Raw genomic sequence first — 20,041 nt, 5'->3', positions numbered from 1 at the left:
ACGTCGATCTACGTAAAATATTGATGATACTTATGTTTTGCAGCTAAAAATTAGTAAATATATTAGGTTAGTGTTGTAATTATTAGTAATTTAGTAAAAACAACACAAGCATGAAAAAAGAAACAATTATTTACAGTGAGCATGGACTCTGCCTGAGTTTCATGGTCAATTCGCTACGGGAACATGGCTTTCATAATCAGTATGAAATTCTAAAAACCAGTTCTTTAAGTGAAGTTCGGGATCTTGTTACGGACAATTCGCAAATTCTTCTGCTGTATCTGAACAGTATGAATATGCATGAAGCGCTGGATGTAGTAGAAAAGGTGCTGGCAATTAATTCGGATTTAAAGATTATCGTCATTTCTGTGAAATCAGAGATGAAAATGGTGAAGAGATTCTTTGACAGGGGGGTTAAAGGATATCTTGGAAAAGACACCGATTATGAAGAGTTCCATAAAGCTTTGGCACAGATTATTGATGGTAATGTGTACATCAGTAATGACTCGAAGGAAGCTCTTGTTAACTTCATCTGCAGTGTTGACGATGAAAAGGAAAAGACAGGTCCGCGCAATTCAGAACTCACTGCACGTGAAATGGATGTACTGAACCTGATCTGTGACGGACTGCGGACCAAGGCAATTGCGGAAAAACTTTTTATCAGTACCCATACAGTAGAGTCACACCGCAGAAACATCCTGTTGAAATTCAATATTAACAGTTCTTCCCAACTTGTAAAATATGCCCTTGAAAACAGTCTGGTAAATTAAGTTTGATTACCGTACAATAACCTATAAAAAAAGGCAGAAGAATTTAGATCTTCTGCCTTTTTTAAATAAAAAAAAGTTGAGGAATTTCTTCCTCAACTCCCCTTGAAAACATCACTCCCAATCCGGCATTTCTGCGTTCGGGAATAAAGCTGTTCGTGTATTATCCTGCAGGTTGATTTTGTAGATATTCCTGGGGGATATATTATCGTTGGATGTGTTGGTAAAGATGATTTCGGCATTATTTGGCGAGAATCTGGGATCCAGGTCATTTGTACCGCTCGCTTTTGATGTTACAGCTGACCAGTCCTTGCGCGTATCATTCTGCAGATTATATACGAAGATTCGGTTGTCCAACTGGCGGTAACTTGGCTCCTGATGGCCGGAAATGTCGTACGTGTAGAGTAACTGATTTCCGTCTACCGAGAAATTCAGGCCACCGGCAGCTCCGGATACATTTTGAAGCACAGTGTGTAAAGTATTGCCTGCCATATCTATCACATAAATTTTAACATTGTAACCGTGTGCGTCGTTGGTCTTTATGGCAATCTTGCTGCCGTCATGACTCCAGTCACATTCTGTAATAAAACTGCCATCCGGGGTAGTATAGATGAGTTGCAGGCCACTACCGTCTTTGTTTATCCGGTATAGATTATTGAAGTTTGGGTAAATGAATTCCTGGACGTTGCTTTTCCAGGCGAAATCCAGTTCGCTATTATTGAAGCCAGCCACAGGAACTGTTGTTACCTGAAAAACATCTGAGCCGTCCGGTTGCGCGGTGAAGAGGTGCACATTTCCTCCCACATTCCGGAGGAATGCTACCAAACCGGCATTCTGGTTCAGACGGGGACGGAAGCTGCTTAGTGTTGTAGGAGTCAGGTTGAAGTTTACATTGGTATCATTGGACGAAACGATGTAATAGTTCCCATTCATGTTCTTCTTAACGTAATGGAAGCGGTTGTTCGGCATTGCGCTTGTCTTGAAACGGAATACTGTACTGTTTGCCGGTGGATTTACACCGTCACTTACCTGTACCTGCCAGTAATAAGTAACTCCATATTTCAGGTTTTCCAGGTAATAGTGTTTAGCAGTAAGATCATTTATTTCAATGATATTCTGGTCGAAGTCGTTCTTCACAGTAAGCTTATATTTTAATACATCTGTGGAATCAGGGTCCGTGCTGGTCCAGGAAAGATCTACCGCGAGGGGTTGATCCACCGCGTTATCTATTGGGCTTATTAATTGTGGTATTGTAGGCGGTGAATTACTGCTGGTGTCGTCACTCATTTCAAATACAACAGAAACGGTTTGCTGATCGTTCTTCATATTTACGCCTTGCAGGCTGGCCAAATAGCCCGACATCTCTGCACGTACAGAATAATCCCCAATCGGCACATTTTCTATGAGGAAAGAACCGTCGTCTTTTGTGAAAACCGTTTCAGTGGACGGACTCGTGCTTATTTTCACATTTTTAAGCGGCTGATTGGTGCCTTTCTTTATTACGGTTCCCTTAATTGAACCGGACTGTACTTTGTCTATAAGATCCTCGCTGCATGAAGTTAATCCGAAGACCAGCAGGAATGCAAAAAATGTATGTATAATGATATTTTTCATGATTCTTATTTTTTAATTTTTTTGTTGCCGAAGTATAGATTTAAGCCTACGCCCACACGTACACCGTGATCGTTTCGGGACCCCTGAGCCATTGCGTCCCAGTCGTCCGTAAACCCGAGGTCATACTGAGTCATCAACCTCACCGCCAAACTTCGGCTCATCAGATATTCCAAACCTCCTCCAAGCTGGGCTTTGTAGCGTACATCATCCGGTAGCATCATCATACCTGCCCCCGCGTAGATGAAAGGTGAGAACTTATATCTCGGCATCATCAGATATTCCAGGTTAAACTCTGAGGTGATACCCGACCTTTTCAGAATTCCGGTATTTTCCATGGTGACAACCCCACCGTTCAGCTCAGCGTTCAGGTGGTCAGTCAGAAAACGCTTATAACCGATTTTTCCTCCGAAAGTGGTCCTGGATCCCGTGTAATCTCCCTTAAGCTGATAGGCTTCGCCATATCCAAAAATTGCATTTCTGGGTCGCTGTATGGCATGTGCGCTTCCCTCGGCAAAGCGTTCAGCATTTACCTTTTTTTCACTGTTATATGCAGCGATCACAGCATTGAAATCATTGGGGTCTTTAAGTTTATTATCCCACAGCTTGTCCTGTACTCCTTCTACAATTAGTGACATTACTGCTTTTTCAATGGCCTCTGTAACAGCAAGATGTACGGGTTCGTTTTGGGTAAAGCCAATATCTGATTCAAGTAATCTCTCTGTATCGATAAATCTGAAAAAGTTGCCGTTTACACTTGTAGAAAGGATAGTTTTGGAGGTGTAAACCGTTTTAACAATCTCGCCGGTAGATGTTGATACTGCGCGCAGATAAACGGTTATCCTGTCCTGTCTGTACTGTGCGCTGGCGCCCAGGCCAAAGTATCTGGCACCCACACCGCCCGTCATTACATTTGTATCGTAAGAGACTACACCACCTTCCAGGATGATTCCGGCAAACAACAGGGGAGGCAAACTGGGGCCATCATCCTCTTTACCTGAATATTCTTTGCGGGTACTGCGGATAATCTGACGTTCATTCAGTAAATTTCCAATATTTTCCCTTTCAATTGGCTTGAACCAGCGGCTGTCCTCCAGCGCTTTCAATAAGATAGTGGTGGTTCCCTGAGGAACTGCAGTACTCCAGCTTGCGCCGTTTTCGGCAGCCTTATACTGGCCGGTTTGGTCACGGAATTTATATACTCCTACTACAATTCTGTCCTTCGGTGCAGGCAGGTTGCGGATTTCGGGGGTATATCGAGTTATTTCTCCCATCGTTGACTTTTCCCTTTCCGTAGGTATGCTGAATAAGGTGCAGCCCACAAGAAAGAGGGAAACTAGGCATAGCGATGCCTGCTTTATTTGATGATATGTTTTCATGGGTTTTCAAGTTTTGTTTAGCTGCCGGGGATAAGGATTTCAGACTGTTCCCCTGTGCTGGTATTCAGGATGTTAATAAGAAGTCCCTGGCCTGTCTGTACAACTTCAAGGTACATGGAGCCAAAAACATAAGTTCCGGGCTTTAAATCGCCCTCACCAAATTGGTCACCCATTAGTTTTCTTGATATTTCGTTCAGAAGCTGTCTGTTCAGGTTGTCTGTAAAACTGCTTAGAGAGTTCAGTGAGGAAAGCCCCCGGCTGCCGGAACTATTGTCAAACTGATTTTGTGCACTGGCCGAACTTTGCAGCCATTGGTAATTAAACGTTTCACCTCCAAAGGCCGGATTGATTGGTTTATATACAAACTGCTGTGCCTGTGTAGTTGCTAAGGCACAAAAGATGAGGATTAGATAAAGTATTTTTTTCATGATTGGTCAGTATTTAAATTCGCGGTCTCTCAGATTTTGATTTGCTGTGAAATCTGCCAGGTAATTCAGTGCGGTTAGTGCTTCGGCCTCCACAGCCTCCTCATCCGGTTTGGACAGGAAACTGTATATAATCCGGTCATCTACTGTTACTGTAATTCTGCTGTTGCGTCCGAAAGACGGCAATTCTGTGATGATTACAGTACCATCATATTTCTCTGGTATCTGGTTGTACTTTTTAAAAAATATTTCATAAAACATTTGTCCCATCCGCGTTTTTGTTTCGTCAATAGTAAGACCGGCCAACTCCAGATCTTTTTCCGGGATATAAGTAACGGCAGCCGTAAACTGTTGCGGATTAATTTCAAGACTGTCTTTAGCAATGGTGCGGTCCGACTCTTCGTCTTTCAGAAACAGATAAACCTTTAGCCCGTCTTTTTCAGCAAGATTTACGTACGTCTCCGACAGAATACGAGTTTCATTGGGTTTAAGCGAAAATTTACCGCTCTGTTTATTGGAAGATGTACCGGATTTACCTTTTTTAAGCGTGATCAGTATAAAATTCATATCCGCAAAGGTTTGCGAATTGCTGATTGCAGCGGCTTTGATTTTCACCTGACCTTCATTGTTCTCTGAAATAATTTTTCCCGTAACTGCTGCGGTTTCCTGTGCTTCAAGACCTATACAACAGAAAAGAACAGTCAGAATTGTGATGAGAGTTTTCATTTTCAAGGGTTTAATTATTTCTCATTAGAATCGTCATATCATTGGCGTTTATATTCATTTTCATTCCATCTGAGATGCTGTTGCTTCCTTCTACATGTACAAGGTTGTTCGAGCCCCTGATGGCAATCTCTGCGGTTGCAGGGTAACCGTTGTAGTTTTGATAAAGAGTTGTATTATTATCTCCTAACTGAGTGATAGTAATACTGGCCGCGGCATTATCCCAGACATCAATTAAATTGTTATTCCCGATTTGTGCAGCTACTGATACGGAAGAACGCTGGAGATTGGATTTTGAGATCTGGCTGTAATAGTCTAATACATTATCACTGTTGATTTCAAACATTGGAACTTCCTGCGAGAAACAGTAATTGAAACTCAGGAGAAACAAAATGAAAGTTATTGCTCTTTTCATGGTGGTAAATATTTGGGTGATGGACGCCCGTAAATCTGTCAGTGTGTACCTAGGCGATTGTTGTGCCTGTATTTTCAAAGTGAATCCGATTAGATGAAACTGTGGCATTGAACCAACTTTTCATTTTCGTGCAATGAGTTCCAGAATTGGACTCATAAAACTGCTGCCTCTTTGATTGCTGGGACAGTTTTGTACCGGCTGACTTCAGGACTGGCTGTGCCAATGTACTGTGTGTTGTTCTTTTCATGTTTTCAAAGGTTTAAGGGTTATTGTATACACAAATTTAGCCGCTGATCATATATCGCAAATCCCCCTTAGAAGGGACTTCCTAAATCTCCCCAAAAACAGTTAGATGTTGGGATAAATAACCTTTTTACATCAATTTAAAAGAGGACATCCATTTATTTTTTGCTGTACTGTTTATCATTATGAAGTCCATTCCAATGAAATGTGCCATCTGCATCTAATACTTAGGTTTCACTTGGCAAGAAAACAGGTGTTCATTGAAAATGAGCAAAAAAAATCCGTCCCAATTTGAGACGGATTCGCAATTTTATAGGCGGGACTAGTCCATTTGAGTCACAGTCATCATATTTCCGCTTCCGTTCTGGAAACCGGTGTGCATCTGATTGGTTCCCATCTGATCAAGCGTTGCCTCGTTAAAGGTACCATCCTGACGGTGGAAACTCTGATTTGCATTTCCGGTTTGCCAGTTAATCAAGCTGTTATCATTACCAAACTGTTCGCCAGTTGTTACGTTACCAACAGTATACTGTTGTGCACCAGCATAGTTTCTGTCACCACTTTGAGTCATGTATGCTCTGTTAGAAGTGTCCCATTGGTACAACTCAACTTCGTTGTCGGTACCATTTTGTCTGGTCCACGCGATCTGACCACCTATTGCCTGCTTCTGGTTAACTTTGGCGTAGTTTCCTACACCAATCTGCCATGCATCGTTGCTGTTGTCATTTCCCTCCTGATCAATCTCCAGAATGTTGCTGGTACCTTGACTCACAGCGATGCTGCGGTTGTACGTGCCGTCCTGTGCAATGCCAGCGATGTTGGTAGTGCCGTCCTGAAGTAAATCGTTGTTGTTTTGAAGTCCTTCCTGCATTAGATTGGAGATGTTTCCATTTCCATACTGTCTGGAATAATCAACATTTGATTGTGCGTAAGTAAAACCTACTGCCAGTAGTGCCACTGCACCTGTAACTAATTTTTTCATGTTTAAAAAATTTATTTGGTTAGTTTGTGTTACAAATGTAGTCTCGCTTAAGACACTGCAAATCCCTGTAAATCAGTATTTCCGAAATATCAGTGAAAGCGGTTAGGTATATTGGGTTAATTCCCCTAAATCCATTAGTCAATTTTTAACTAGATGATTTCACAGTTGTTACATTATGAAGCACTTAAGTGTGCAGCTCTCTGAAGGGTTTTTATAACGTAAATTTCAAAACCTGCAAAGCTTTCTGTTACTCACAGCTTTTTTTATGAAGTAAAAAGTTTGCGCGCGCAGAATAAATCGATTTCTATCAACAAAATCTATCATTATTATCGTAAATAAACGTGGAAACCTATTTGGTTTATTAGTTTCCAAATAAGTATCTTTGCTGCGTCAAAATCAAAGTATGGATGAAAGTTTTTTGGAAAAGGTAGCGGAATTGTTCATTGAGAATGGTGCCAAGACCCTTACAATGGATGATATAGCGCGTGAATTCGGGATGTCTAAAAAGACACTGTACCAGAAGTATACAACCAAGGAGGCTTTACTGGAAGATGTGCTGGAGTATAAACTCACTGAAGTAATTGAGAAACTCAATAAAATGGATAAGCAGATAGAGAATGCCGTGGACCGTATGTATTGCCGCGATGAGGAGATAGAAAAAGCTGCCCGGTCCAATAATTCAGTTCTTATTCGGCAGCTGCTTAAATATTATCCGGCCATCTTTAACAAACATATGATGAACTTTTCTGAAAGGTTCACGGAAGTGCTTGTTCAGAATATAGAACGCGGCCGCGAGCAGGGCTATTACCGCACGGATTTCGATGCTGCGCTTTATGCCAGTATTTATTTTCAGATGGTGATGTCTTATGACAGTTCACCATTTCTCGACACCTCGAAGACGGACCGTGCAGAATACAGTAATGTAGCACTCAACTTTTATATGAATGCAATCACTACCGAATTAGGGAAACAACAGTTAATAAAATATAACAATATAAAATAATGAAGAAATTAATTTTGGGCTTTATACTTTCCGCCGGACTGCTTAATGCTCAGGACGCCAGGCTGCTTACGCTGCCGGAGGCTATCACTTATGCTTTGGAGCATAAGGCTGAGGCCGAGAAAGCACGTTTGGATATCCGCAAAGGTGACGCGCAGATTGCTGAAGTGAAATCCAATGCTTACCCCAACATCAGCTTTAACAGTTCCACCAGTTATAATCCTCTCTTGCAGGAATCCGTCCTTCCTGGAGAGATCTTTGGTGCACCAGGACAGCAGGTGAAAGTTGCCTTTGGCCAGAAGTGGACTTCCAGCAATATGGTGCAGCTTACCCAGAACCTTTTTAACCAATCGGTTTTTGTGGGTCTGAAGGCGGCAAGGTCAACTAAAGAATTTTATCTGATCAATGCACGTCTGACCGAGGAGCAGATTATTGAGAACGTTGCCAATGCTTACTTTCAGGTTTACCAGGCTGAGCAGATGCTTACCAATGCCAACAGCAATCTGGAGATTACCAACCAGACCATTAAAGTGATCAAAGGTTTATATGATGCAGGACTGGCCAGAAAGATTGATTACGATAGGGTAGTTGTGGCCCGCAATAATGTAAGTTCAGGAGTGCAGCAACTTGAGAATACCGTAGACCTTGCTGAAAATGCACTCAAGTTTATGATTGGAATGCCCATGGATCAGGAAATTGAACTTCCGGAGCAGACTTTTGAACCCTCGTTGCTGCCTGACCGCAGCGCCAACTTCGCCGACCGTACTGAAATACAGTTAGTGAACAAGCAGATAGAACTGCTGGAGTGGCAGAAAAAAGCAACTGAAGCAGAATACTACCCGTCGGTAGCACTTTCTGCTAACTATGGTTTTTTGGGTCAGGGTGAAAAAATGCCGTGGTGGAACGGTAAGGAAAACGGTGTATTTTGGTCCGATATGGCATCCATAGGGTTAAATGTTCGGGTGCCGATATTTAACGGTTTCGCTACAAAATCACGTGTAGAACTTAGTATGATCGAGATAGAGAAAGCCCGCGCAGATTTAAGGGAGACGCAGCTGGGTCTGGACCTTCAACATAAAAATGCCGTTACGGAACTGGAAAACAACATGACAATGATTTCCATGCAGGAGCAAAATGTGGTTTTGGCAGAGCAGGTTCTTTCCAATACCAGAAGCAATTACCAGCATGGTTTGGCTACTTTGAATGATATTCTTGATGCGGAACGCGACCTTACCGAAGCGAAAAATAATTTAACAAAAGCAAAGCTTGATTATAAACTTGCGGAAATCGACCTGCTTAAGTCTCAGGGAAAACTGAAAACATTAACTGATAATAATTAAATAAACTATGAAAAAGAATACAATCATCAGCATACTGGCCATACTGGGTATCGCTGTCGCGTTTTACTTTATCCTTCAGAACAACAAGAAGAAGAATGAGGAAAAGGTAGCGGTGGTAGCGGAAAAGAATACCAATGTGGCTGTTCGTACCACTCTCGTAAAGCAAGAGGAGATTAGCGGTGAATTTATGGTGAACGGTACATTCCTGCCCAACAGACAGGCGCAGATTTCCGCGGAAATGGGTGGACAGCTGATCTCACTCAATGTTAGAGAGGGAAGTTATGTACGTGCAGGACAAAGCATCGGCCGTTTGGCAGGTGAGAAAGTAAATGTGAACGTTTCCGGTGCAAAAGCCAATCTGGATAACGCAGTGATGGCCTTAAACCGTTATGAGCAGGCTTACAAGACAGGTGGTGTTACAGCACTTCAGCTGGATCAGGCCAGATTGCAGGTTAAAAATGCCAGAACCCAGCTTCAGTCAGCCAACTTACAGTCCGGCGATACCAACGTCATTTCTAAGGTAAGCGGCATCGTAAACCAAAAGTTTGTAGAAGTGGGAACTGTGCTTAACCCGGGTACGCCTATTGTTGAGGTGGTGGATATCTCTTCCGTTAAACTTAAGGTCGATGTAGACCAGTCATTGGTTAGCCAGCTATCTGTAGGTAACAGCGTGAAAGTTCAGCCCGATGTAATTGAAGGCGCGCTGGATGGCCGGATTACCTTCATCGCACCCGCTGCTTCGGGCGCACTCAAGTTTCCTGTGGAAATTACAGTTCCCAATTCATTTAACAAACTTAAAGCCGGTATGTACGGAACCGCAGTCTTCAGCCGAAGCGGCAGCGGCAGTGTGCTTACCATTCCGCGGGAGGCGTTTGTGGGCAGTGTGAGTGATAATACCGTATTTGTGGTACGCAATAACGTAGCCTATCTGACCAAGATCCAGAGCGGTGTAAATTATGGCGACCGTGTAGAGGTGATCAGTGGTCTGAAGGCCGGCGATGAGGTGGTTACGAGTGGCCAGATCAACCTGACGGACAAAACGCCCATCCGTAAACTGAAATAAATCGACTAAGCATATATATAGATGAAGTTAGCAGAAGTATCGATTAAACGACCCAGTTTGGTCATTGTAATGCTTGCATTACTGGTCATAGGGGGCCTATTCAGCTATTCCCAGCTGAATTATGAGCTGATCCCTAAATTTGAAGTTAAGGTAGTAACTGTAGCAACGGTTTATCCGGGTGCGTCGCCCTCCGAGGTGGAAAATACGGTCTCACGGAAAATAGAAGATGCCGTATCTGCCCTGGAAGGAGTGAAAAAGATTCAGTCCAAATCCTATGAGAGTTTATCCGTGGTAATTGTTCAGTTTAACAATGATGCCGATGTGGATTTTGCCCTGAATGAGGCACAGCGGAAGATCAATGCCATCCGGTCCGATTTGCCTGAAGATATAGACGAGCCGTCTCTTACCCAATTCTCACTTTCGGATATGCCGATCGTAAGGATGGGAGTTACCGGTAACCTTACCGAAAATGAGCTTTACGACCTGATAGACCAGAGAATTCAACCTGTATTCTCCAGAATCCCGGGCGTGTCCAAGGTTGATATTGTGGGTGGTCAGGAAAGGGAGATCAGAATCAACCTGAATCAGTCTAAAATGGAAGGCTATGGCCTCACCATTCCCGAAGTTCAGCAGATCATTACCATGTCGAACCTCGATTTCCCTACCGGAAGTCTGAAGACACGTGAAAACAGTACACTGATCCGTCTTGCGGGAAAGATCAGTTCGGTTGAAGAATTGAGAAACCTGACGATCTCTTCCAAAAACGGACAGAATATCCGACTGTCGGATATCGCTGAAGTTCAGGACACGCAAAAGGTGGCCGATAAATTAGCGAGGATCAACCAGGAAAATACAATGATGCTCCAGGTGCAGAAGCAGACAGATGCCAATGCTGTGGAAGTAAGCCGTCTGGTTCAGGAAAAAATTGCCGAGATTGAAGAGCAGTACAAAGGGAACAATATTAAGATCACGGTTGCCAGTGATACTTCAACCTTCACCCTGGCCGCTGCGAACGCTGTAATTAAAGATTTACTTATCGCGATTGCGCTTGTGGCTTTTGTTATGATGTTCTTCCTGCACAGTTTCCGAAATGCACTTATTGTAATGGTAGCCATTCCGACCTCGCTTATCGCGACTTTCATAGGAATGTTTATCCTTGGTTACAGTCTTAACCTTATGAGTTTGCTGGGTCTTTCACTGGTGGTAGGTATTCTTGTGGATGATGCGATTGTTGTTATTGAGAATATCCACCGCCACATGGAAATGGGTAAGAATAAGGTACGTGCTTCCTACGACGGTGCCAAGGAAATCGGATTTACGGTTACCGCTATTACATTGGTAATTGTGGTGGTATTCCTGCCTATTGCGATGAGTACGGGTCTCGTATCCGACATTATCTCGCAGTTCTGCGTCACGGTAATTATTGCTACCATGCTCTCACTGTTGGTGTCCTTTACGGTGGTTCCATGGTTGTTCTCGCGCTACGGGAAACTGGAGGTGATAAGCAATACTTCTTTCTTCGGAAAGATTATATATAAATTTGAGGAGGGACTTACCTGGTTTACCCATAAGATTGAGGGCATATTGAAGTGGAGTTTGGTGAACAAACTGAAAACCTTTGCCATTACCATTGTGCTCTTCATCAGTGCAATCGCATTGGCCGTTATGGGTTATATTGGCTCCGACTTTTTCCCGGGTACCGATAAAGGAGAATTCCTGGTTCAGATTGAGATGCCAAAAGATACTTCCCTGGAAGAAACCAACTTCATTACCCAGGCTGCCGAAAAGCACCTGGCCAAAAAGCCGGAGATTGTGAAGATGATCACCTCTGTAGGATCCGTTAGTGGCGGTATGGGTGCTATGCAGTCCACCAATTACAAATCCGAAATCAGTGTAGAGCTTGTTCCGAAAGATGAAAGGGAAGACGATACTAAAGTATATGCGGCCAAACTGAAACGCGATCTGGAGAAAGTTCTGGTAGGAGCGAAAGTAACTACGGTTCCGGTCGGATTTATGGGTGCGGAACAGGCTCCGCTGCAGATGACGGTAACCGGCACGACGCTTGAAGATGCAATGGCTTACGCAAAGACTGCCGAAGCGCAGCTGAGAACCATAGACGGTGCTTCTGAAATTAAACTGAGTGTGGAAGAAGGTAACCCTGAAATTTCAGTGACAGTAGACCGCGACAAGATGACTTCTCTCGGCCTGAATGTGGCCTCCGTTGGTCAGACCCTTAGAACGGCTTTCAGCGGTAATACCGATAATAAATTCCGAACCGGTAATAACGAGTATGATATCAATATCATCCTTGATGAAGCCAACAGGACAAGTATTGATGATGTCCGCAACATCAACTTCGTGAACCAGCAGGGTATGAGAATACAGCTGTCGCAGTTTGCCGATATTAACTTTACTTCGGGACCTGCCTTGCTGGAAAGGTACGACAGATCGCCATCGGTTACTGTACAGGCGCAGACTGTCGGTAAGACCACCGGTACAGTAGCTGCCGAATGGGAAACCAAGATGGCTGAAATAAAGAAACCTGCCGGTGTGAACTGGGTATGGGGCGGAAATATGGAAAACCAGAGCGAAGGTTTCGGAACTTTGGGTATCGCGCTGCTGGCCGCCATTATGTTGGTATATATGATTATGGTGGTGCTTTACGACGACTTCCTGAAACCGTTCATTGTACTCTTCTCCATTCCGCTGTCATTTATCGGTGCACTATGGGCGCTGGCGCTCACCAACCAGAGTTTGAACATTTTTACGATACTGGGTATCATCATGCTGATCGGTCTGGTGGCCAAGAATGCCATCCTGCTTGTTGATTTTGCCAATCACAGGGTAGATAAAGGTGAGACTATAGAAAATGCGCTAATCCAGGCCAACCATGCCCGTTTAAGACCTATCCTGATGACCACGATAGCGATGGTATTCGGTATGTTACCTATCGCCCTCGCTTCAGGCGCCGCAGCGGAGATGAACAACGGTCTGGCTATCGTAATTATAGGTGGACTTATCTCGTCGCTGTTCCTGACACTGATTATTGTTCCGGTTGTCTACCTTATTATGGTAAGGCTTGAAAACAGATTCAGCAAAAAGGAAAAGACCAACTATGAGGAGGAAATGGTTGCAGATTATGACCATATCCATCCGGAAAACGAACTGGAATTTTAAAGTTAGTAGCTCCATCAGAAGCACCCCTGAAATAACCTTTTTTCAGGGGTGTTTTTTTTAAACAGACTTCCAGATGCTATTTTATGCATAAAATGCACCTCCAGAAATTTTGCTGAATCACCAGTTAAAGGCCCTGCTGATGCCTTGTTGTCCCTTCTTCGATCGCTTTAATTTGAAAATACTATATTTATTGTCTACCAAATAATTATATCTTATGAGTAAAAATTACAGGGAAAAAACAAGTCTTTTGAGGGTTAGCATACGCAGTATGCTGGCTGGTTTGAGTGTGTTACTGCTTTCGGCAGCAATCGGGACGGAATTAAAGGCACAGGTAAGTGCCTATGTATTCTCCCAGAATATAGGAACGTTTACCCCGATTACGGGAGGAACAGTATTAGGGACAGCAACAGGAAATACATCAGCAACCAATCTTAACAGTCAGGTTTATTCTGTAACTCTTCCTTTCGCTTTTAATTTTAACCAGCAAAGCTACACGGAGTTAAATGTCTCCTCGAACGGCTTTGTGACCTTTGGCGCCACTGCACCAAGTGCAACTTTATCTGCACCTATCTCATCATCTATCGCTTACGAGGGCGCCATTGCGGCCTTTGCACGTGATTTAACCTCTTTCTATGATATTGCAGGACGCACCGGAAACATTCGTTGGGAAACAGTAGGCACTGCTCCAAACAGGGAGGTGGTGATTCAATGGACAGATTTCAGACCGACCAATACCACATCAACGACCAGTGTGTATGCGTTCTCTTTCCAGATAAGGCTACAGGAGACTACGAATATTATTTCCACTGTGTATACCAGCGGATCATATTTAATAGGTTCCACCTCATATTCATCATCCGTCAATCAGATTGGTCTGCGGGGTGCTACAAACTCCGATTTTAATAACCGTTATAATCCAACCGGAACTTTATTCATCAATTCTGAAGCAGGTACCTCAAACGGTCTGGATCAGTCTTTCAGTACCGTAAATGTCCCACCGGGAATGCCTGCGGATGGTCTTACGTACACATGGACACCGCCCACTTGCTTTTCGCCGGTTTCATTTACACCCGGATCTGTAACCTTGGGTACAGCAGTGGTAAACTGGACGGCGCCTGCTCAGGTTCCTGCTTTAGGTTACGATATTTATTACAACACTACCGGCATTGCACCGGATTCCTCAACAGTACTGGACGGAACAAACTCTTTATCTGTGTCAAGTTCGGCCCTTTCAGCTACGCTTTCCGGGCTAAGCTCCGGAACTCAGTATTATATCTGGATACGGGGTAAATGTTCTTCATCGGATTTCGGAAACTGGTCAGCCGGAATTACTTTAGCTACGGAATGTGTACCTGTAAATGCGCCTTATACGCAGGATTTCGACACGGCACCGTCAGGCAGCAGTACCAATAATACCGCTCCTGTGTGCTGGACGTATTACGAAGAATCAGGATCTGCGGCTTATGGATATGTCTCAACGAGCAACTCAGTTTCCGCGCCGCACAGCTTTTATATGTATAACAGCTCGGACACTACCGGTAATATTCTGTTGATTTCACCTCAGACATTAAACCTGTCTGACGGAACAAAGTGGGTGAAATTTTCAGCCAGAGGAAGCGGCAGCACCTCTATCCTTGAAGTTGGGACCCTGGACAGCCCTACCAATCTGGGCAGCCTTTCACTTTTGACTACAATTCCGTTAACGAATTCGCATCAGGAATATACGGTGATGATTCCTGCCGGCACGCATCAGTATTTGGTATTCAGACATGGCCTGGGCGGTACTTACCGTGGCATCTATATGGATAATATTACGGTTGAGAATGCTCCCACCTGCTTTGAACCAACTGCCCTTTCTGTAACTGCAGGAAGTGTAACCGGTTCCGGAGGAACTGTTAGTTGGGTGGCTCCCTCCACACCGGCTACCGGATATGAAATCTATTACAGCACAGATCCGACGCCTCCTGTAGCCGGTACCGTACTGGACGGTACCAACTCACTCTCTGTGGTTGGCACAACCGCAACCCTTTCCGGACTTAATCCATCAACAGTATATTATGTATGGGTAAGGTCGGTGTGCTCGGCTTCGGACAAAAGTGTCTGGACACCCACCGCGGTAACAATGGTTACTCTTTGTCAGCCACCGGTTATATCTGCAACAACAGTAAATCCGGTGCCTGTATGTGTAGGCGGAACTGCTACGATTACTGCGACAGCAGATGCCGGTGCACAGATTAACTGGTATGCAAATGCTACAGATACAACTCCTTTAGCTACGGGAGCTACATTTACTACAGGACCACTGAATGTAACCACTGATTTCTATGTATCTTCAGGATCAGGAACTACAGGGAATGTGGGTCCGGCAAGTCCATCATCACTTGGGACCATTAGTGCCTCTAATTATGCAATTGGTACCTATTACCAGATTTTTGATGTACTTACACCTGTAACTTTAAATTCTGTCGATGTTTATCCGGCGTCTACTGTAGCCATCGGTACCGCCTCTTCTATAGAGATCAGGGACAGCAGTGGTACAACATTGGTTTCAGTTCCGTATACAGTTGCGGTGAATGATGGGGTGACACCACAAACTGTAACTCTTAACTACCTGCTACCTGTGGGCACCGGCTACAGAATCGGGCAGGGTGTCGGCATCAATCTTCAGCGAAATACCTCAGGTGCTAATTATCCTTTTACATCGCCGGCTATCAATGTTACCGGAAACAACTTCACCTCCGGTCCTAACTATTGGTATTATATCTACAACTGGAATTATTCCACTGGTTGCGAAAGTGCCAGATCGGTGGTAACCGTTACTGTAGACCCTAACTGTACAATGGGAACCTCAGAGGCAGGAAACACCAAAGAACCGCTGATATATCCTAATCCATTTACGGATGTAGTTAATTTTTCAGATTTCCGAAGTGTAAAATCTGTTACAGTACTGGATATGTCCGGAAGAGTGTTGAGGACAATTGATAATCCGGGTGCGCAGATTAATCTGAGAGAGTTGAGATCAGGAATGTATATTCTTAAATTGGATTACAAAGACGCGACTTCCAAGTCAATGAAAGCAATTAAAAAGTAACCTCTTATAACACTTGATTTTAAGCGGCCTCCGGTGGAGGTCGCTTTTTGTATGTCAAATAATTCTTTACGTACTACATCTCATTTAAAGATGATTATCGTTTCGGTACTGTGTTCTGCTATCTCATAACATTATAACAATTATTATCATAAAATAATAATAGAATGTATAACTTAGTGCCCGAATATTAAATTATAATTAATGAAAAAAAATTACACGATGAAAGTCAGGGTTCCTAAGCGGCTACTGGCTTTACACACCTGGGCTTTCTTGCTTTTGTGTGCAATTCTCGGAAACGGGCTCACGGCACAGGTAAGCACGTACACGTTTTCGCAAACTACAAGTACATACACCGAAATTACAGGTGGCACTGTGCTGGCTACTGCTACAGGCAATACTGCTGCCACAAGTTTGGACACGGGAGTCTTTGCCGTGGTTCCGTCTTTCACATTCATGTATAACGGAAGTCCGGTTACAAACATTAATATGTCTGCAAATGGCTTTATAACCTTTGGCGCCACGCCGCCGGATGCCTCAACCGCGACTCCTGTTTCAGGTACCATAGCATACGACGGTGCCGCTTCTCCTTTTAGCCGAAATATTAGTTCTGTCTTTGATATTGCAGGACAAACAGGTGAAATGCGTTGGCAAACTGTGGGTACTGCACCAAACAGGGAAATGGTTTTTCAATGGAAGAACTTCCGTCCTACACAAAGTACTTCTACTACCAGTGTGTACACATTGTCATTTCAGGTAAGGCTTAAAGAATCTAGTAATGAGATCAGTTTTGTGTATTCAAACGGTGGGTACATCGTTGGCGGAACATCATCAATCAGCGGAACCTTACAGATTGGCTTGAGGGGCGCTTCCAACGCGGACTATATTAACCGTACAAATTCTACAAGCATAAAATTTGTAAATTCTACGGATGGAACAGCAAACAGCAGTACACAGGCTTTTAATACACTTAACGATCCTCCCGGAATGCCGTCAGACGGTTTAACCTACAACTGGTTACCTCCTACATGCTTCCTGCCGCTGGCACCGTTTACATACAATGCAACTACTGTGAACTCCACAGGCTTAAGCTGGACCGCACCTGGTGTTGCTCCGGCAGCGGGTTATGAGGTTTATTACAGCACAACAAATACGGCACCTACATCATCAACAGTTCTTGACGCATCAAATTCTGTAATTGTACCTGCTGGAGCACCGTCAGCTGCAATTACGGGTCTTGCTACTGCCACTCAGTATTTTGTTTGGATTAGATCCAGATGCAGCAGTTCCGACACTACTGCATGGGTTTCTGCAGGTAGTTTCAGTACGTTGTGTAATTCCTTTACAGTTCCATATTCTGAAAATTTTGATTCTACACCGGTAGGTACAACTACCAATAACAATGCACCAAACTGCTGGAAATACCTGGAACCTGCCGGATGGCCAGGATATGGCTACGTTTACTCCACTGCAAACTTCAGTGCTCCAAACAGCTATTACATCTACTCTACAAACACCACAGGAGGTGGTATGTTGGTTTCGCCGCCTACTTCCAATCTTATGAACGGCCTTAACAGGGTTCGCTTTATGGCCAGTGCAGGTGGTGCCAATTATTTTATGGAAGTGGGAACACTTTCGGATCCAAATGATCCAAGCACATTTACGGCGATTGGTTCTCCTATCAATTTGGGACCAACAAGTAGTGCTTGGGATGAATATGCGGTATATATTCCAGCCGGTACCAACCAGTATCTGGCTTTCAGGCATCCCGGGCAGACCGGCTCTGGTACCTCAATTCGTATTGACGACATCTTTGTGGAGGTGACTCCTGCATGTGACAGGCCTGATAATCTGGCTGTTACCGGCTTCACAGCAAATTCTGTCTCGCTGGCTTGGGTCGCTCCAGTTGTTACCAGCCCGCAAAATTATACAGTTTATTACAGCACCAGCAATGTGGCACCTACAGCTTCAACTGTACTTGATGTTAACAACTCATTAACAGTGAGTGGGCTATCTGCCACAGTGCCAGCACTGAATGCCAATACAACCTATTATTTCTGGGTGAGGTCCAATTGTGCGGGATCCGATGTAAGTACTTGGACTAATACGGTGGTGAGTGGTTATACCGGATACTGTATTCCTGCAACAGGTACCACCACAACACGTTATGTAGAAACAATAACTACAACAGGTGGGATGACCAACCTAAATTACTCTGCATCATCATACACCCCGTATGTAGATCAGTCTGCAAATACCTTCTCTACATATCCTTCCGGAACTATCAATTATTCGATTGATGCCTCTACAACATCAAGTACCTATTATTATATTTGGGTAGACTGGAATAATGACCTGGATTTTGAAGATGCCGGAGAAAAAGTGTTGGGAACTGGTTCAGTTGCTACAGCTGTCGGTGCTTTAACTATTCCCTCTACAACTCCCTTAGGTACTTACAGAGTACGTGTGGCCGCCGCTACAGCATCTACAATCGGTGCCTGTGGTACACCTGCAAATGGTAGTTATGTAGATTTTACTCTTGTCGTAGTCGCTCCAACAGGATGCATTGCGCCAAGCAACTTCACGGTATCTAATGAAACTTCTAATACCGCACAGGTTTCGTGGACTGCTTCTGTAACTCCGCCAGCAAACGGTTACGAAGTCTATTACAGCACTGTGAATACCGCTCCAACAGCAGCTACCATTCTGGATGCATCCAATTCGGTAGCTAGTACTACAACTAGCGCAACGGTTAGCGGTCTGGCTCCAAGTACTGTATATTACATTTGGATAAGGTCCAAATGTTCTGGTTCGGATTTTAGTGTATGGTCGGGTGGAATCTCATTCACAACCTTGTGTGCACCGTTTACTGCACCTTTTACTGAATCTTTCAGTTCCGGTGCCGTTCCTAACTGTTGGTCCAATGTAAACCCTACAACGACCTCAACGAGTACCAGCGCGTTCTGGAAATTTTCGGGAGCTCCTGAATATGGTGCTTCCATCGTAAACAGTGTGAAACCTGCAGGAACATTCGCATGGGTAGATGCCAGTACACCTTATACAGGTGAGCATACAGTACAGCTTATAACTCCTCAAATTAACCTTGCTGGACTAACGGCACCATATCTTCAGTTTGAATGGTATAAGAACCATCTTACATCTGCTACAGGCACTACTGTACCGGCGTATGATAATAACAAGCTTCTTGTACATATTTCTTCCGATGGAACAACCTGGACGGAAGTATTTGCTGATGACACGAACTCCAGTGTATGGCGGACAGTTGGAATCGCAATTCCATCATCTTTTGTAGGTAGTACAATTCAGGTCCGTTTTACTGTGGATAAAGATGTTGCCGGAAATGGATATTTCTATGATGACCTTCTGCTGGATGAGGTAGCTGTTATACAGAACCCAAATCTTGCCACAACTGAAGTGATTAGCCAGGCTGATGATATAAAAGTTTATCCTAATCCGTTTACGGATCTGGTGAATATTTCTGACGTGAAAGACCTGAAATCAGTATCAGTTATCGATATGTCCGGAAGACTGGTGAAGACCATCGCCAACCCGGGCAGGCAGATTAACCTGTCTGAGCTGAAATCCGGTCTGTATATCCTGAAACTGGATTATAAAGACGGAACTGCAAAAACAGTGAAAGCTGTTAAAAAGTAGTAACTTAAATAATTTTTTGGAGGGCAGCTTTACGGCTGCCTTTTTTGTGCACTGTAATTTGAACAATTGTTTACTTTTTAATAAAAAGGTTTTAATACATTGTTTTACGTAATGAAATACACAAATTGCATTAAAATGTTTTATGTTGGTAAAAAT

Annotated in this window: 13 protein-coding genes; 7 read left to right on the top strand and 6 right to left on the bottom strand. The window is 43.8% G+C overall.

Going from position 1 to position 20,041, the window contains the following annotated elements; genetic code table 11:
• Positions 1-110 precede the first annotated feature (110 nt).
• Complete coding sequence (locus F7R58_RS08520; protein WP_158064506.1) at positions 111-767, top strand: response regulator transcription factor; 657 nt, start codon at positions 111-113, stop codon at positions 765-767.
• 111 nt (positions 768-878) lie between these two features.
• Here the strand turns inward: F7R58_RS08520 and F7R58_RS08515 are convergent, their stop codons facing one another.
• The 6 genes from F7R58_RS08515 to F7R58_RS08490 form a co-directional block, all read right to left on the bottom strand.
• Entirely contained in the window at positions 879-2,378 is a 1,500-nt protein-coding gene (locus tag F7R58_RS08515; protein ID WP_158064505.1) for a carboxypeptidase regulatory-like domain-containing protein, read from the bottom strand.
• A 5-nt stretch (positions 2,379-2,383) separates the two neighbouring features.
• Positions 2,384-3,754 (bottom strand): CsgG/HfaB family protein, encoded by a 1,371-nt coding sequence (locus tag F7R58_RS08510; RefSeq protein ID WP_158064504.1) that lies wholly within the window; start codon positions 3,752-3,754, stop codon positions 2,384-2,386.
• 17 nt (positions 3,755-3,771) lie between these two features.
• Positions 3,772-4,182 (bottom strand): curli production assembly/transport component CsgF, encoded by a 411-nt coding sequence (locus F7R58_RS08505; protein ID WP_158064503.1) that lies wholly within the window; start codon positions 4,180-4,182, stop codon positions 3,772-3,774.
• Positions 4,183-4,188: 6 nt separating this feature from the next.
• Positions 4,189-4,905: a curli-like amyloid fiber formation chaperone CsgH gene (csgH, locus tag F7R58_RS08500; RefSeq protein WP_158064502.1), complete on the bottom strand. Its 717-nt coding sequence runs from the start codon at positions 4,903-4,905 to the stop codon at positions 4,189-4,191.
• A 10-nt stretch (positions 4,906-4,915) separates the two neighbouring features.
• Positions 4,916-5,317, bottom strand: coding sequence for a hypothetical protein (locus F7R58_RS08495; RefSeq protein WP_158064501.1), 402 nt, complete (start codon positions 5,315-5,317; stop codon positions 4,916-4,918).
• Positions 5,318-5,882: 565 nt separating this feature from the next.
• Complete coding sequence (locus tag F7R58_RS08490; RefSeq protein ID WP_158064500.1) at positions 5,883-6,542, bottom strand: hypothetical protein; 660 nt, start codon at positions 6,540-6,542, stop codon at positions 5,883-5,885.
• A gap of 403 nt (positions 6,543-6,945) precedes the next feature.
• Between F7R58_RS08490 and F7R58_RS08485 the strand changes: the two genes are divergently transcribed.
• The 6 genes from F7R58_RS08485 to F7R58_RS08460 all read left to right on the top strand — a co-directional run bounded on the left by F7R58_RS08485 (position 6,946) and on the right by F7R58_RS08460 (position 19,885).
• Positions 6,946-7,545, top strand: coding sequence for a TetR/AcrR family transcriptional regulator (locus F7R58_RS08485; RefSeq protein WP_158064499.1), 600 nt, complete (start codon positions 6,946-6,948; stop codon positions 7,543-7,545).
• The gene (locus F7R58_RS08480; protein ID WP_158064498.1) at positions 7,545-8,882 is read left to right on the top strand and encodes a TolC family protein; all 1,338 of its coding nucleotides are present in this window, start codon (positions 7,545-7,547) and stop codon (positions 8,880-8,882) included. Before F7R58_RS08485 ends, F7R58_RS08480 begins: the two co-directional genes overlap by 1 nt.
• Before the next feature lie 7 nt (positions 8,883-8,889).
• Positions 8,890-9,945 (top strand): efflux RND transporter periplasmic adaptor subunit, encoded by a 1,056-nt coding sequence (locus F7R58_RS08475; protein ID WP_158064497.1) that lies wholly within the window; start codon positions 8,890-8,892, stop codon positions 9,943-9,945.
• 21 nt (positions 9,946-9,966) lie between these two features.
• Entirely contained in the window at positions 9,967-13,122 is a 3,156-nt protein-coding gene (locus tag F7R58_RS08470) for an efflux RND transporter permease subunit (protein ID WP_158064496.1), read from the top strand.
• 214 nt (positions 13,123-13,336) lie between these two features.
• Positions 13,337-16,213: a fibronectin type III domain-containing protein gene (locus F7R58_RS08465; RefSeq protein ID WP_158064495.1), complete on the top strand. Its 2,877-nt coding sequence runs from the start codon at positions 13,337-13,339 to the stop codon at positions 16,211-16,213.
• A 201-nt stretch (positions 16,214-16,414) separates the two neighbouring features.
• Positions 16,415-19,885 carry a fibronectin type III domain-containing protein gene (locus F7R58_RS08460; RefSeq protein ID WP_158064494.1) on the top strand — a complete coding sequence of 1,157 codons (3,471 nt, stop codon included), beginning with the start codon at positions 16,415-16,417 and terminating at the stop codon, positions 19,883-19,885.
• Positions 19,886-20,041: the final 156 nt, after the last annotated feature.

This window comes from Chryseobacterium sp., from assembly GCF_008831505.1.
GTDB lineage: Bacteria > Bacteroidota > Bacteroidia > Flavobacteriales > Weeksellaceae > Marnyiella.
Note: the sequence above shows the minus strand (reverse complement) of the source record. Positions and strands in the feature narration are given on the sequence as shown.